The sequence below is a fragment of the Rhizobium sp. SJZ105 genome (genome assembly GCF_007828365.1).
Classification (GTDB): domain Bacteria; phylum Pseudomonadota; class Alphaproteobacteria; order Rhizobiales; family Rhizobiaceae; genus Agrobacterium; species Agrobacterium tumefaciens.
Window position 1 is genome coordinate 787,043 of the sequence record NZ_VIUP01000001.1, and the last position, 13,490, is coordinate 800,532.

General features: G+C 58.1%; 14 protein-coding genes. 8 read left to right on the top strand and 6 right to left on the bottom strand.

Features of this window, described 5'->3' with window-relative positions:
* Positions 1-21 precede the first annotated feature (21 nt).
* From pgsA to FB593_RS03950, 3 genes are read left to right on the top strand one after another with little or no spacing between them, the layout of a single operon-like run.
* Complete coding sequence (gene pgsA / locus FB593_RS03940) at positions 22-609, top strand: CDP-diacylglycerol--glycerol-3-phosphate 3-phosphatidyltransferase (protein ID WP_003512433.1); 588 nt, start codon at positions 22-24, stop codon at positions 607-609.
* Complete coding sequence (gene moaD, locus FB593_RS03945; RefSeq protein ID WP_019565410.1) at positions 609-863, top strand: molybdopterin converting factor subunit 1; 255 nt, start codon at positions 609-611, stop codon at positions 861-863. The genes pgsA and moaD overlap by 1 nt, the downstream gene beginning before the upstream one ends.
* A gap of 4 nt (positions 864-867) precedes the next feature.
* Positions 868-1,323, top strand: coding sequence for a molybdenum cofactor biosynthesis protein MoaE (locus FB593_RS03950; protein WP_013635855.1), 456 nt, complete (start codon positions 868-870; stop codon positions 1,321-1,323).
* Between the two features lie 60 nt (positions 1,324-1,383).
* Here FB593_RS03950 and FB593_RS03955 read toward each other — a convergent pair whose 3' ends face one another.
* Positions 1,384-2,280, bottom strand: a complete 897-nt coding sequence (locus tag FB593_RS03955) for a branched-chain amino acid ABC transporter permease (protein WP_003512428.1) — start codon at positions 2,278-2,280, stop codon at positions 1,384-1,386.
* A 59-nt stretch (positions 2,281-2,339) separates the two neighbouring features.
* Between FB593_RS03955 and FB593_RS03960 the strand changes: the two genes are divergently transcribed.
* On the top strand, positions 2,340-2,891 hold the full coding sequence (locus FB593_RS03960; protein ID WP_013635854.1) for a CGNR zinc finger domain-containing protein: 552 nt from the start codon (positions 2,340-2,342) through the stop codon (positions 2,889-2,891).
* Positions 2,888-3,400, top strand: a complete 513-nt coding sequence (locus FB593_RS03965) for a hypothetical protein (RefSeq protein ID WP_013635853.1) — start codon at positions 2,888-2,890, stop codon at positions 3,398-3,400. Before FB593_RS03960 ends, FB593_RS03965 begins: the two co-directional genes overlap by 4 nt.
* Before the next feature lie 295 nt (positions 3,401-3,695).
* On the opposite strand, the gene ndk is transcribed toward FB593_RS03965, so the two are convergent.
* Together ndk and FB593_RS03980 are read right to left on the bottom strand one after the other, a co-directional pair.
* Positions 3,696-4,118 carry a nucleoside-diphosphate kinase gene (gene ndk, locus FB593_RS03975; RefSeq protein ID WP_003502118.1) on the bottom strand — a complete coding sequence of 141 codons (423 nt, stop codon included), beginning with the start codon at positions 4,116-4,118 and terminating at the stop codon, positions 3,696-3,698.
* Positions 4,119-4,221: 103 nt separating this feature from the next.
* Positions 4,222-4,917 (bottom strand): glutathione S-transferase family protein, encoded by a 696-nt coding sequence (locus FB593_RS03980; RefSeq protein WP_013635852.1) that lies wholly within the window; start codon positions 4,915-4,917, stop codon positions 4,222-4,224.
* 256 nt (positions 4,918-5,173) lie between these two features.
* On the opposite strand from FB593_RS03980, the gene FB593_RS03985 reads away from it, so the two are divergent.
* Both FB593_RS03985 and abc-f read left to right on the top strand, forming a co-directional pair.
* Positions 5,174-6,220 carry a GGDEF domain-containing protein gene (locus FB593_RS03985; protein WP_186447878.1) on the top strand — a complete coding sequence of 349 codons (1,047 nt, stop codon included), beginning with the start codon at positions 5,174-5,176 and terminating at the stop codon, positions 6,218-6,220.
* A 70-nt stretch (positions 6,221-6,290) separates the two neighbouring features.
* Complete coding sequence (abc-f, locus tag FB593_RS03990) at positions 6,291-8,174, top strand: ribosomal protection-like ABC-F family protein (protein WP_145166338.1); 1,884 nt, start codon at positions 6,291-6,293, stop codon at positions 8,172-8,174.
* A gap of 25 nt (positions 8,175-8,199) precedes the next feature.
* Here abc-f and FB593_RS03995 read toward each other — a convergent pair whose 3' ends face one another.
* Positions 8,200-10,137 carry a GGDEF domain-containing phosphodiesterase gene (locus tag FB593_RS03995; protein WP_112154981.1) on the bottom strand — a complete coding sequence of 646 codons (1,938 nt, stop codon included), beginning with the start codon at positions 10,135-10,137 and terminating at the stop codon, positions 8,200-8,202.
* Between the two features lie 748 nt (positions 10,138-10,885).
* Between FB593_RS03995 and FB593_RS04000 the strand changes: the two genes are divergently transcribed.
* Positions 10,886-11,812, top strand: a complete 927-nt coding sequence (locus tag FB593_RS04000) for a Gfo/Idh/MocA family protein (protein WP_003512408.1) — start codon at positions 10,886-10,888, stop codon at positions 11,810-11,812.
* Positions 11,813-11,854: 42 nt separating this feature from the next.
* On the opposite strand, the gene FB593_RS04005 is transcribed toward FB593_RS04000, so the two are convergent.
* The gene (locus FB593_RS04005) at positions 11,855-12,883 is read right to left on the bottom strand and encodes a sensor domain-containing diguanylate cyclase (protein WP_145166490.1); all 1,029 of its coding nucleotides are present in this window, start codon (positions 12,881-12,883) and stop codon (positions 11,855-11,857) included.
* Between the two features lie 157 nt (positions 12,884-13,040).
* Entirely contained in the window at positions 13,041-13,490 is a 450-nt protein-coding gene (locus tag FB593_RS04010) for a DNA polymerase III subunit chi (protein WP_003512404.1), read from the bottom strand.

The window sequence follows — 13,490 nt, forward strand, 5'->3', positions numbered from 1 at the left end:
ATCCAGACTGACAGGTTTCCCATGGCTTCGCGCGCATACAGCATTCCCAACCTTCTCACCTATGCCCGCATTCTGGCGGTTCCCGTCATCGTTTTGTGTTTTTACATCGAAGGAAAGCTGGAAAGCTCGGATTTTGCGCGCTGGACGGCACTCTGGCTGTTCATCGTCGCCTCGCTGACCGATTTTCTGGATGGTTATCTGGCGCGTATCTGGAACCAGACCTCCAATATCGGCCGCATGCTGGACCCGATCGCCGACAAGCTGCTGGTCGCCTCAGTGCTGCTCTTGATGGCAGCGGACGGCACCATTGCCGGCTGGTCGCTGTGGGCCGCCATCACCATTCTCTGCCGCGAAATTCTGGTCTCGGGCCTGCGTGAATATCTGGCGGCGCTGAAGGTCAGCGTTCCCGTCACCCGCATCGCGAAGTGGAAGACCACCATCCAGATGGTGGCCATCGCCTTTCTTCTTGCCGGTCCCGCGGGAGACAAGGTTCTGCCCTACACGACCGAGATGGGAATTACGCTTCTCTGGCTAGCAGCAGCGCTGACCATGTACACCGGCTACGACTACTTCAAGGCGGGTCTCAAGCACATCGTGGACGAAGAATGATGGCGCGGATCGTTTATTTCGCCTGGGTTCGCGAAAAGATCGGCACGGCGGAGGAGGAGCTGGATATCCCCTCCTCCGTTACCACGGCCGGTGAGCTGATCGCCTATCTCTCAACCCTTGGTGAAAACTACGAAGCCGCCTTCGAATTTCCAGATGTGATCCGCGTTGCGGTCAATCAGGAGCATGTTGAACATGACGAGAGCATTGCCGGTGCGCGCGAGATCGGCATTTTCCCGCCCATGACGGGGGGATAACCGGATGCAGCCGACGGTCCGCGTGCAGGCACAGGATTTCGACGCTGCGGAAGAAACCCGCAGGCTGACGGAAGGCGACAAGAGCATCGGCGCGGTGGTGGCCTTCACCGGGCTTTGTCGCGATGATGGCGGCACGCTCGCGGCGCTGGAACTCGAGCATTATCCCGGCATGGCCGAAGCGGAAATGACCCGCATCGCGCAACTCGCCATCGAACGCTTCGACCTCCTCGGCCTCACCGCCATTCATCGCCATGGCAAGATCGCCACCGGCGAGAATATCGTCCTCGTCATTGCCGCTTCCCGGCACCGGCAGGCCGCCTTCGACGGCGCAAATTTCGTGATGGACTACCTCAAGACGTCCGCCCCGTTCTGGAAAAAGGAACATGGCAAGGATGGCACGAAGGGCGACTGGGTTGCCGCAAAGACGACCGACGACACGGCCAAGGACAAATGGCGGTAACGCTTTGTGTTTTCCCGCACTTCCGGACGAAAACCGGACGCCACCCCTCCTGGAAATGCTCTAGGGCGCTTCCACCCTGCTACGCATGACGATCAGCCAGCCCACCAGAAGTGCCAGAACCGCCGCATCCCGCCAGATAACCGGGCCGTAACCGACCCATAGCGTTTCCGCGAACCCGACGGCAGCAGCCCCGAGCGCGCAGACGAGCGGGCTTGCATAACCGCCCGCTGCCGAAATCAGCACGACCTTCAGGCCGAACACCAGACCGGCACCGAAATCCATGGTGCCGTAATAAAACGTGGCGAGGACGCCGGCGATGGCGGCAAGCAGACCCGCTGCACAGTAGGACAGCAGGAACACCCTGCCTGCATTTACCCCGCACAGTGACGCGGCGAAAGCATCGTCCGACACCGCCTTCCAGCGTCTGCCAAAGCCGGAACGCTGGAGGTAGAAAGTGCCTGTGAGAACGAGCAGGCAGAAGACAGCCGTGTTCAGCATCTGCATCGACGTCAGGGTGACGGCGAAGCTTCCATCGGCCCAGAATCGCACCGGTTCCGACAAAAGCGGCGGCAGCCATAATTGCCGCGTGCCGGCGGCAAGTCTGGCACTTTCGGTGAGCGCGATCAGCACGCCAATGGAGGCGACCGTCACCGCATTGGGCGAGGCTTTCGCCAGGGGCCGCATCACCGCCCTGCCGATGAAAGCCGCCGCCCACAGACCGCCGAAAAGACCGGCCCCTGCCCCAAGCGCGAGTGTTGCAGGCAAGATCAGCCACAGCCGGTTCCAGCCAAAATCGGCAAACAGCAGACAGGTCTGACCGGCGAAAGCGAAGATCGCGCCATAGGTGACATCGGCCCGTTTCGTGACCGAAAAGGCGATGGCATAGCCGAACGCCAGAACCGCATAAAGCGAGGCTACCGGTACGGCATTCAGCAATTGTTGCAGGAAATAAGCCAATCCGTCCTCCCCATCGCATTATAACTGTTAAAATCCATTTTGATAGTTATAATGTCGCCATGACATTTCGCTGGACAGAACATCGTTTCGCAGGCGGCGCATTGGCCCTCGATGTCGCCAATAGCGTCATCCTGCGCGCGGACGCGGCAAAATCGGTCGACCGTTTTGCTGTGCCTGAGCAGATCGCCACCTTTGCCGAGGCGTCGACCCGACTCGGAGCGGAGCGCGACAGGTTTCCCGCACTCATCGCGCCCGAAGCGGACATGAGGCAGGTATTTCTCGATCTTCGCGAGGCGATCGACGATTATTTCCGCTCTTCGATGACGAGTGGCGACGATGACGACGGTCGGCTGGCCGGGCTTCTCTTCGCATGCGGCACGGCACTACGGTTGTTTCCCCTGCGAGAGAGCCTTGCCAATGCGACCGCCCATTCAGCTCTGTCGCTGCTTGCGGCGGAGACGCGGAAACGGCTGCGGATTTGCGGCAATTGCGGTTGGCTTTTCATCGACCGCAGCAAGAACAGAAGCCGCATCTGGTGCGACATGACGGTGTGCGGCAACCGGCAGAAAGCCAGCCGGCATTATCACCGCAAGAAGGAAGCGCAGGCATGAAAGGAATAACCATTCCGTTGCTGGCGATCACTATGGTGCTCGGTCTTTCCGGTTGTCAGCGGGACGAGCCGCGCGATGTCGCGAAGGTTTCCGGCCGCATGTTCGTCTTTAACTACCGTGTGGCGATTGCCACCTACCTCGTGACCTTGCAGCGCATCGCCCCCATCCGCGACGGCAGCACACTGGAAGCGACCTTCGAAAATCCCCGCGGCGGCACCGAGCTGACGACCAGGGAGAAGATTTTCCCGGCAGATGAAAAGATCGCCGTTCAAAGTCCGCCGGTCGAATGCGTCAAGCAGGACCGCCCCTACAAGGTCACGATCCGCATCAAAGGGCCGGAAGGCGATGTATTGCAGACGATAGAGACCACCATCCGCTCCGACACCGACCAGTCGCTCCTTCCCGCCAAACCGCTGACGGTAGGGCCGCTCTACACACCCAATCCGGACGTGTTCAAAGCGGACGGCACGACGGATATGCGGCCTGTCGAGGGGTGTCCGGCGTCGTGACGATCGTCGGAGGAGACGAAGCGAAAATTGAACCTCCCCTCATTCCTGTGCTTGTCACAGGAATCTAGCCAGCCCACGTCCTTGGGCTGGACAGACTCTTTCGCCGCGCGGACGCGCGTCGGCTGGATTCCTGTGACAAGCACAGGAATGAGGGGGGGGCGGATGCTCGGCACAGGAAACAATCTACCTGCAAATAATACAAAAAAACGGAGCCTTTCGGCTCCGTTTCATCGAGTCTTTTCAGCGGCTTCATGCCATCGCCTGAGAGGGCGATTCAAGCCGTTGATATTTTGAATCAGCCAACGATTTCGGTTTCGGCGAACCAGTAGGCGATTTCCTGTGCGGCGGTTTCAGGAGCGTCCGAACCGTGAACGGAGTTTTCGCCGATGGAAAGCGCGAAGCTCTTGCGGATGGTGCCTTCAGCAGCCTGGGCCGGGTTGGTTGCGCCCATGATTTCGCGGTTCTTGAGGATAGCGTTTTCGCCTTCCAGAACCTGAACGATGGTCGGGCCGGAGGTCATGCCTTCAACGAGTTCGCCGAAGAAGGGACGCTCTTTGTGAACGGCGTAGAAGCCTTCGGCTTCGCGCTTGCTCATCCAGACGCGCTTGGAGGCGACGATGCGCAGACCGTTGTCTTCAAATACCTTGGTGATCGCGCCAGTCAGGTTACGCTTGGTTGCGTCCGGCTTGATCATCGAAAATGTGCGTTCAATCGCCATGTGTCCGTTTCCTTTTCCTATAGAGAAAGTGGGCGGTCTTTACCCGCCCAAAGGCCCGAAAACAAGGGGGATCAACCACATTGCGACGATGGCTGCAGACATTTCACGCCGCTGTCACACTGCGGCCTCTGGCGTCGTGGAGGTCAAGGCAGCCTTCGAACCAGTCACGGACGGGGTCGTTTTCGGAAAACAGATCCGCTCCGGTGGTAATCCTTGCCCATTGCAGCGCACCGAAAACAATGTAATCCGCAAACAGCGGCGATGAGCCGCCGATGAAAGGCTGGAAGCCCAGCATGCGGCGGATCGGCGCCAGGAGCGCTGGGAAGGCCGCGATTTCCGCCTCACGGTTCGCCACCACATCCTCGAGCGTCCGGCCGAGCGCCTTCGTCCTGCTGTCGCGGAAATAAAGGCGGTCAGGCTCATCAAGCATATTGTGGATATCGAGCACGGCAATGCGGGTGATGGCCGGGTGCAGCACCGTCTGCGACCAGCTTTCAACGAAACGCGCCATCGCCTTGCCGCCTTCCCCGTTAAACAGCGACGGCCGCTCCGGATAGGCCTCATCCAGATAAAGGGCGATCTCGAAACTGTCGCTCACCAGCTGGTCGCCATCACGAAGGATCGGCACGGTCCTCGAAAAACCGTCCTCCACCGTCGGGATGACCGTGAAGGGCAAGGGACGCTCCTCGAACTCCAGCCCCTTATGCGCCAGCGAAAGCACGGTTTTCCAGCAATGGGGAGAGAACGGCCGTGCGCTATCGCTTCCGCAAAGTGAATATAAGGTTCTGGAGGTCGTCATAGGCTGCACCCTCTTCTGCTACATCGATGATGCGATATAAAAACGACCGCCGCCTGAAATCAAATCAGGATTTGTCATACTACTGATCAAAAACCGCATCCGGCGCTCAACCGTCCCCTCCACGAGAATTGGGGTCTCACGGCAATGAAAACCTCGTCAGGTTTAGCCTATTTTAAACCGTTGCTTGTAAGAATAATCGTGTTCAACAATCGGTTATCACCGGTGCATTCATAATTTATTGGTATTGGGGCTGTCAGTGACGTCAACGGCGGGCGATAAAAAACGCGAGAAGGCAAGGAACGGTCTCGTCTTTACAAAAATTGCTCAGTTCATCGACAAGATGAATATTGCACCGCTGCCGCGAAACTACGAACTGATCTACGAAATATTGTCGGGGCATAACCCGGCGATGGGACGCGATATTCTCGCCCTTGGCAACGCGCCGCAACAGCATGAAATCGATATTGTCGGCCAGAGACACAATCTGCCGGGTTTTTCGAAGATCGAGGCCGAGCAGATGGCAGCGACGGCCTTCGAGACGCTGAAGCAGATTTCCGCGCGGCTGGAAGCCGGCCTGCAACGCACCGAAACATTTATTGCCAGTCTTTCCGGGCAAGATCACTCCGAGCTGCCTGCAACGGAGCGGCTTGCGCAATTGATGGGCGATATTCACGAGGAACAAACGAGTCTCCGGCATTTCGTTTCCATGGGGCTGATGAAAATCCGCGAGGTTGAGAAAAGCAGGACCGATCTTCAGGCGAGTTCCCTGCGTGATGCCTTGACGGCGCTTCCCAATCGGGCGGCTTTCCTCGAGAAGCTCGGCGACCTGTTTTCGGGCGCTCAGGCGGCATCAGCCACATCGCTTGTGCTGCTCAACATCGACCATTTCCGCGAAATCAACGGCAAATACGGCCCCACCGCCGGCAACAAGGCGCTGCGCCGGCTGGCTGCGCTTTTCCGCAAGACGATCAAGAAGGACGATTTCGTTGCCCGCATCGGCGGAAACGAGTTCGCTTTTCTGTTTGCCGGCGTCTCGCAAAATACAGCTGAAGCAATTGCAGAGCGGTTGCGGCAGAACGTCGAGGCGCTACGTTTCGTCACCAGTGAGGGCGACGGCGAGCATCTGACCGTCTCGATCGGCGTTGCGGCAGTGGACTGCACCGCGACATCAGCCGAATTTTTCAGCCATGCCGAGCTCGCCCTGCTGTCCGCACGCTGCGGCACGCGCAATTGCGTCATAGGCTACTCCCGGGACGTGGCTCAACGCAGCCGCAGCAGCTATCTGGCGCAGCTCGGCTGTTGAAGCTGCATATCTGATCTGGTGTGGCGCGCGCGCTCTTGCCTTGGCCACGCAGTTCGGCCAAAACGGCGCCATGATTACGATTACCGATCTCTCCGCCCGCATCGCCGGGCACCTGCTTCTCGACCACGCCAGCGTGACGCTTCCGGCTGGCGTGAAGGTGGGCCTCGTTGGCCGCAACGGCGCCGGCAAATCCACTCTTTTCCGGGTCATCACCGGTGACTTTTCAGCGGAAAGCGGTTCGGTAACGATCCCGAAACTCGCGCGCATCGGCCAGGTTGCGCAGGAAGCGCCGGGAACGGAAGAATCGCTGATTTCCATCGTGCTTTCCGCCGACAAGGAGCGCAGCGCGCTGCTGGCCGAGGCGGAAACCGCAACAGACCCGCACCGGATCGCGGAAATTCAGGTGCGGTTGGTCGATATCGACGCGCATTCGGCCGAAGCCCGTGCGTCCAGCATTCTTGCCGGTCTTGGCTTCGATCACGAGGCGCAGCTTCGCCCCGCCTCTTCGTTCTCCGGCGGCTGGCGTATGCGCGTGGCGCTCGCGTCCGTGCTGTTTGCCGAACCCGACCTCCTGCTGCTCGACGAGCCGACCAACTATCTCGACCTTGAAGGCACGCTCTGGCTGGAAGACTATATCCGGCGTTATCCGCATACCGTCATTATCATCAGCCACGACCGCGATCTGCTGAACAATGCCGTCAATTCCATCGTGCATCTGGACCAGAAGAAACTGACCTTCTATCGCGGCGGATACGACCAGTTCGAGCGCCAGAAAGCCGAAGCAGACGAATTGCAGATGAAGGCGAAGGTGAAAAACGACGCCGCGCGCAAACATCTGCAAAGCTTCATCGACCGTTTTCGCGCCAAGGCCACCAAAGCGCGCCAGGCGCAGAGCCGTATCAAGGCGCTGGAGCGCATGGGCACCGTCGCCGCCGTGATCGAGGACCACGTCCAGCCGATCACGTTCCCGGAGCCGGAAAAGCAGCCCGCCTCACCCATCGTCGCCATCAATGGCGGTGCCGTGGGTTACGAGCCGGGCAAATCCATTCTGAAGCAGCTCAATCTCCGCATCGATAATGACGACCGCATCGCGCTGCTCGGTTCCAACGGCAACGGCAAATCGACCTTTGCGAAATTCATCTCCGGTCGGCTTGCGCCGCAAGCGGGCGATCTTCGCATCGCCCCGGGCCTGAAGATCGGCTTCTTTGCGCAGCATCAGCTGGACGATCTCGTGCCGGACCAGACACCGGTAGAACACGTGCGCAAGCTGATGCCGCTGGCGTCTGAAGCGCAGGTGCGGGCGCGGGTTGCGCAGATGGGACTTGCGACGGAGAAGATGGCGACGGCGGCGAAAGACCTTTCCGGCGGTGAAAAGGCCCGGCTGCTGATGGGACTTGCGGCCTTCCATGCGCCAAATCTGCTCATCCTCGACGAACCGACCAACCATCTCGACATCGACAGTCGCCGGGCGCTGATCGAGGCGCTGAACGACTATAACGGCGCCGTCATCCTCATCTCGCACGACCGGCATCTCATCGAGGCAACTGTCGACCGCCTATGGCTGGTGGCCGACGGCACGGTGAAGACCTTTGAAGGCGACATGGAGGAATATCGCGACCTCGTCGTCTCTTCCGGAAAAAAGAAGGAAGAAAAGACAGAAGCCGCCGCCGACCAGACATCGAAAGCCGACCAGCGCAAGGCCAACGCCGAAAAACGCGCCCAGCTTGCGCCGCTGAAGAAAAAGATCAATGAAATCGAATCTTTGACGGCGAAGCTTGAGAAAGTGATTCAGTCGCTCGACAAGGAACTGGCGGACCCTGCTTTGTACGAAAAGGCACCTGCCAAGGCCGCGCAGAAAGTCAAAGAGCGTGGCGAAGCCGCGAGTAAGCTTTCGGACGCCGAGGAGCAGTGGCTGATGCTTTCGAGCGAATATGAGGATGCGATGACGCAGTGATGCGTCATCATGCTGGTGCGAAAATCTAAGCGCATTCCCTGCGAGGCTGCAGCCGCTCGAGCGGCACGGCGGGCGAATAAAGATACCCCTGACCGAAACGGATTCCCATCTGCATGAGCAGCCTGCTCTGCTCTTCCGTTTCTATACCTTCCGTCACCAGCGTGGCGCCGTAACGTTCGGCGCTTTCGAAGGCGAGCGCGATGGCCTCCCGGAACCGCGACTGTTCAAGCCGGGACGTCATCCAGTGATCGATCTTGACCTCCTCGAAGGGGAACCGCGCAAGCAGGGTGAGTGCCGCATAACCGGTGCCAAAATCATCGAGCGCCAGCCGCACGCCCGCTTCGCTCAATCTGTCGAAATTCTGCTGAACGATGTCGATGGCCGGTATCCTGCTCATCTCCGTCACTTCGATCGACAGACGGTGCGCCGGGACCCCCATCTCGTTCAAAAAGGCCACAACCCGCCCTCCGAAGCCCGCAGTGGCAAAAGACGATGCGGAAATGTTCACCGCCAAATGAAAGTCCGGGTCGAGGCCCCGCAGGTCGATGAGGTCGCGGACGACGGCTTCGATCGTCGACCATTCAAACTCCACCAGCAGCCGGTGACGCTCGGCAATCTCCAGCACATAATAGGGCGAAAGCGGCTGTCCGCACGCATCCACCGCCCGTAAAAGAGCCTCCGCGCCAATCATACGGCGATTGTGCATTTCGAATTTCGGCTGATAAAATATCGGCGGCTTGCCGGATCTGATCCAGTTGACCAGCATCTGGCGCACCCCCTCGTCCCGCGTGGCTTTATCGGCAAAGGAAAAGGGGAATATCTGCACCGGATTTTCGCTTCCTCGCAGCGCAAGACTAAGCTGCCGGAGGAAGGAAGCCACGTTCTGCCGGGAAAGCTTATCCAGATTAGCGGCACCGATTTTCAGATGCGGCACCGGTTCTGGATCCGCAGACCGTGAAAATGTACTTAACCCGTCGTGGAGACGCATTATCAGCCTTGTGCTTTCCGACTTCTCGAGCGAAATCCCCGACATGACGACTGCAAGCGTGGTATCGCCGAACATGAAGCTGCGCGGTGCATTGGAACTCGACAGCAGGCCGTTGTCATCGTTACAGATTTCCTGTGCCAGCCTCGGCCAGAAAAGATCGCCCCAATCCTCGCCCTGGCAGGCGGCGACATCGGCCATATTGACGATTTCTATGAGAAGGAGAGCGTGCGGAACGGCCGGCTCCTGCCGCATCACGACTTCGATATGGTCTTTAAGGGCGCGCCTGTTGGGCAGGCCCGTCAACGAATCCGTCCGCGCCGCAGCATCGCGTTTCCTTGCCTCTTCACGCGCCCGCGCCTCGCTGCGCAGCAACAGAAACAGACAGGCGATCATCGGCAACCCGACCAACGAGCCGAAGATGCGCCGTCCGACGTTACTGAGAAAAACGTCCTGATTTATCATGCTGAGACTGTAGGTCACGCAAACAGCGAACAACGCCGCGAAAATCCTGACCGCGAATACGCCGAAGACCTCGCGGACGCCGAGTTCAGTGAGACTGCGCCGGCGCATCCAGCCATACATTGCCATCCCGAAAGCCGAGATAATGCTCATATCCAGAAAAGCGGCCCCAAAGAGTGCCGGACCACCAAACAAAAATCGCCCTGCGGAGACGAGCGCCAGGCTTATCAAGCCGCCTTGCCAGGACCCCAACACGCCAGCCAGGAACAGCAGGTCAGAGCGGATATAGGGCTTGGAAGGCAGCTTGATGAACTCGGATACCAGTAGCGTCAGCAAGAAACCGGTAACCCCGAAGATGATGCCGTAGTAGATTTTATAACGAGCGTCATCGAGAGCGATGTTTCGCTGCAGAAGGATCAGCACCGACACCATGCCGACAAGCGCCGCAGCCTGGAGCAGCAGGAACGGCAACTCGGCGGCTGACGCGGCCGCCTGGGCAGCGATCAATTCCATCATCTCTGCATGTCCCCCGGTCATTACTATTCTTTTGCCGTGGTTCCGGCGTTTGACCTTCACAAATCCCGCGTTTATGCAGGAAAATCAGTACATATAGCCAATCGCTCCACACGACCTGTCGCTCCACCGCGGGCTGCCCCCGGCGAAATCGCCGGACAGGTGCCAACAGCAAGCGACTGACAAGACACGAGTTCGAGTACCTCCTCACCGCCGGCGTCGCACAATGCCGAGCAGGAAAATCAAGCAACGAAGCGAATCGCCAACCAACAACCGAACGAAAAAACCATCGAGACAGTCTAACTAACGAATTTTACGTCGACACTAAAGAACTTAGCGTAGATAAATATGCAACAATTACGCTGTATTTATCTAGTTGACAATTGCCTTCATTTAAATAATTACAAAATTCATATAAATATGTATTTTAAATTATGACTATAATACACTTAATAATGAAATTGAAATTGATTTACATATAAAATATACATTAATATTTCGGAACTTAACTTCGAGTTCGAATTTTAAAAGCATTAAATTATTAAAATCAATACTTTTAAATTTGAAACAATATTTTCACATTTCAAATATTAGGCAACATAAAATATGCATACCGATTTTTGCCATGCCGTTACGCACGGAAAAAAGACGGGACCTGCAAGGACGATCGCCTTGCTCCTTTGATCGTTTCTGTTAAAAAACTCGTAAAGTCACACTTTATCCCACGCATCATACAAATGGGTCCCACTTCATGTCAGCCACCAAGCTTGCCATCGTCGGCGTCGGCAAAATCGTTCGCGACCAGCACCTTCCCGCCATCGCAGGCAATCCGGATTTTGAATTGATCTGCACGGCCAGCCGCCACGGTACCGTGGATGGCGTCGCTTCTTACGGCACCATCGAGACCATGCTGGAGGCCGTCGAGGATATCGAGGCCGTATCGCTCTGCATGCCGCCGCAGTACCGTTACGAGGCTGCATACGCGGCGCTGAATGCCGGCAAGCACGTTTTCCTCGAAAAGCCGCCGGGCGCAACGCTTTCGGAAGTTCAGGATCTCGTTCGCCTTGCGGATTCGAAGGGTCTTTCGCTATTTGCAAGCTGGCACTCGCGTTATGCGCCGGGCGTTGAAGCTGCAAAGGCGTTTCTCGCCTCGACAAAAATCGACAGCGTGCATGTCATCTGGAAAGAGGATGTGCGCCACTGGCACCCCAACCAGGCATGGATCTGGCAGGCGGGCGGTCTCGGTGTGTTCGATCCCGGCATCAACGCGCTGTCGATCATCACCCACATCCTGCCCCGCGCGCTGTTCCTGACCAAGGCAACGCTTGAGTTCCCGGAAAACCGCGACGCGCCCATCGCTGCCGAGCTGCATTTTTCCGACGTTACGAAAATGCCCGTGCGCGCCGAGTTCGACTGGCGCCAGACCGGCAAGCAGAGCTGGGATATCGTTGCCGAAACGGCGGCCGGGCAGATGGTGCTTTCGGAAGGCGGCGCGAAGCTCTCCATCAATGGCGAGCAGGCGGTGTCGGAACCCGAGCGGGAATATCCGGCGCTCTACGAGCGTTTTGCGGAAATCATCAAGGCAGGACGCTCTGATGTCGATCTTGCGCCGTTGACTCATGTGGCCGATGCCTTCCTGCTCGGCCGCCACAAATTCGTGGATTCCTTCTACGACTGAGGAGCCGAAAGGCTTTTGGAAGCCTTCCGGAAGACAGGTGCATCAAAGGGCGCGGCTGACGAAACGGTCGCGCCCTGACTTTTTTGCCTGATACAGTGCCTCGTCAACGCTGCGCAAAAGCGTGGCGCGGTCAGCACCGGCCTGAGGGGCGATGGCGCCGCCAATGCTGAGACGCGCACCGACCGCCTGCCCGTCAACATCAAAGGGTTCACGGAAGGCTGCCAGAAGCCTGTCTGCCAGTCCGTTCATCACCTCAGACCTGCTGGGACGGGGTATGAAAATGGCGAATTCGTCGCCCCCCATGCGCACCACCGTATCTTCGCTGCGGATCGAATTGCGAATGCGGTCGGCGGCAGCGGTCAGCACCTTGTCACCCGCCGGGTGGCCGAACGTGTCATTGATCGCCTTGAAACCGTCCAGATCGAGATAGAGCACGCCGAAGGCCTCGTTCTCACGCAGAGCCGCGCCAAGCTGGCCATCGACAATCGCCTCCAGCGCCTTGCGATTGTAAAAGCCGGTCAACGGATCAGTCATCACCGCATCCCGCAATTCACGCTCCGCCAGACTCATTGTGAAATTAGCCTTCTGTAGACGCAGGAGTGCAGCCGCCAGCAGCGCGAAGTGCTTCAGATTGTCAATTTCGCTTTGAGAGAATTTTCTCGGCACCGTATCGACAAGGCAAAAGGCGCCGACCACAAGACCCGGTTCCAGCTCGATCGGCGCGCCAGCATAGGAACGCAATCCGGGACCGCCCTTCACATAGGACATGAAGCGGAAATCCGGATGCTGGGTCAGATCGGAAATGACCACGACATCCTGCCTGGCAATTACTCGGTTGCAGATCGACAGATCGCGCGGGCATTCCGAAAGTTGCATTCCCGCCTGTTCGGCAATATGGAGCCAGTCCTCGTCGACGATATGGACGGCCGCACGCGGGACGTCAAAGACGCCCTGCCCCAATCGAGACAGCACTTCCAGTTCCGGCATCTCGGCATTCTTGACGGACATGATTGACCGCACCGCGACCAGACGCTCTATTTCCCCGTCGGGCCGTGAAATCGCCTGTCCCATGATGATGTCCTTCTGCTGTTTCGTCTGTGGCAGCCGCCACCGTCCGTCACCTGTCGGCCGGATCAGACAGCTATGTCTGATTCGGCTCATAATGCGAAAACCGGCAGGCAGCGCCACATGCGAATTTTTGCCAGTCTTTTTGTGTGGGAAACTGTGATCAGGCCTTCTTCTGCCAGCGGCCTTCCGGCGACTGCTGCCAATAGGTCAGCGCATGACCTTCGGTCTTCAGCCTTTTCCAGTGGTTCCGCGCCATTTCCAGCTGGTAGGCATCATATCCGTCGAACATGAACACTATCCGCTCATAGCCCTCCACCGCCGGCGGTTCGGCACCGTCGACCAGAAAGCGGACACTCGCCTCGTTACCGTTCGCATTCGACGCCGTCAAAAGAATCGGCTGGTTTTGCGGCGCGGCAGAGCTATCCGTTGCGTGCGGCAGAAAACTGTCGTCACGAAAGGTCCACAGATGCGTGTCGAGGAAATCGCGGCGCTCCTCGTCCACCGTCTGGATCGCGACCTTCCAGCCGCGTTCCAGCGATTTTTCGAGCAAGGGCGGCAATGCATCCTCCAGCTTCGATTCCGTCAGATGGTAGAACAGGATTTCAGTCAT